At 37.6% G+C, this 1,124-nt stretch carries 1 protein-coding gene; it reads right to left on the bottom strand.

Going from position 1 to position 1,124, the window contains the following annotated elements; all coding sequences use genetic code 11:
* Nucleotides 1-388 precede the first annotated feature (388 nt).
* Nucleotides 389-958: a peptidylprolyl isomerase A gene (locus FTU58_RS13970; protein ID WP_004969822.1), complete on the bottom strand. Its 570-nt coding sequence runs from the start codon at nt 956-958 to the stop codon at nt 389-391.
* Nucleotides 959-1,124 lie beyond the last annotated feature (166 nt).

Here is a 1,124-nt window from a genome sequence, read left to right as displayed (position 1 = left end):
TTTTCTGACTTAAATTTCGCTCAAATAAACTTCGAGTAATTTAAACAAATCAATCAATGAAATATGTTCGATCAATCAATCAGTAAAAATCCACACAAGTTGTTCTTCATAATCTCTTAATGATCTTAATTTCTGCCTCGTCAGCAGAAATTTTAACGCAAAACACTTCTAACAACTTAACCCTGTAAGCTAAGTTCGTAGGCTGTTTCGCGTCGGGATGTGTGCATTATAGGGCAATTTCCTACACGTGCAAGTGCTTTTAACTGCTTGTTTTCACGAGTGTTGGATTTTTACGCACTATTTTGGTTCAAAAACACACAAAACTCGCACTAACCCTATAATTTTAAATTAAAAATATGTTTTTCATATTTTTGCAATCTAAATCCGCTTATTTTGTTGGGGCAGCCTCTTTCACTTTCACACTGAGTATTTTTACCGCTTGTTTCGGTACATTTTGATGCATGCCATAGTTGCCTGTTGGTACTTTTACAATTTTATCGACAACATCCATACCTTTAGTGACTTGACCAAATACCGCATAGCCTGCGTTACGTGGACTTCGATTTAAGAAATCGTTATCTACCACATTAATAAAGAATTGGCTGCTGGCAGAATCAGGATGATTCATACGTGCCATCGCCAAGGTACCACGGGTATTTTTCAATCCATTACTTGATTCATTACGAATGGTCGCTTTGGTTGGCTTTTCTTGCATATTGGCATCCATACCACCGCCTTGCACCATAAAGCCTGGGATAACACGATGGAAGATCGTACCGTTATAGAAGTTTGACTTGGCATAGTTTTCAAAGTTCTTTGCAGAAACTGGGGCTTTGTCATTAAACAGTTCGATTTCAATATTGCCCATGCTGGTTGTCATTTCTACCACGGTGTTGGCTGCCATCGTATTGAAGCTGATAAGCATTGCTGCCATGGTAAACACACTTTGTTTTAACATTTGCTGACCAATCCATCTGTGTTGTATTTGCATTGCATCTATATTAACCCGAATTACGGATAAGAAAAGCCCTTGAAAAAAAGGTAGTTAGAGCCATTTAGAAAGTTACGACACAACCCAAAGGCTCTAACTACCATGTACGATTTTACAGAAATTTTTTGTATTG

It is taken from the genome of Acinetobacter sp. YH12120 (genome assembly GCF_013418795.1).
GTDB lineage: Bacteria > Pseudomonadota > Gammaproteobacteria > Pseudomonadales > Moraxellaceae > Acinetobacter > Acinetobacter towneri.
Note: the sequence above shows the minus strand (reverse complement) of the source record. Positions and strands in the feature narration are given on the sequence as shown.

Bases quoted from the DNA above. Each gene is read 5' to 3' on its own strand.
- FTU58_RS13970 (WP_004969822.1), bottom strand. From the start codon at position 958: ATGTTAAAACAAAGTGTGTTTACCATGGCAGCAATGCTTATCAGCTTC.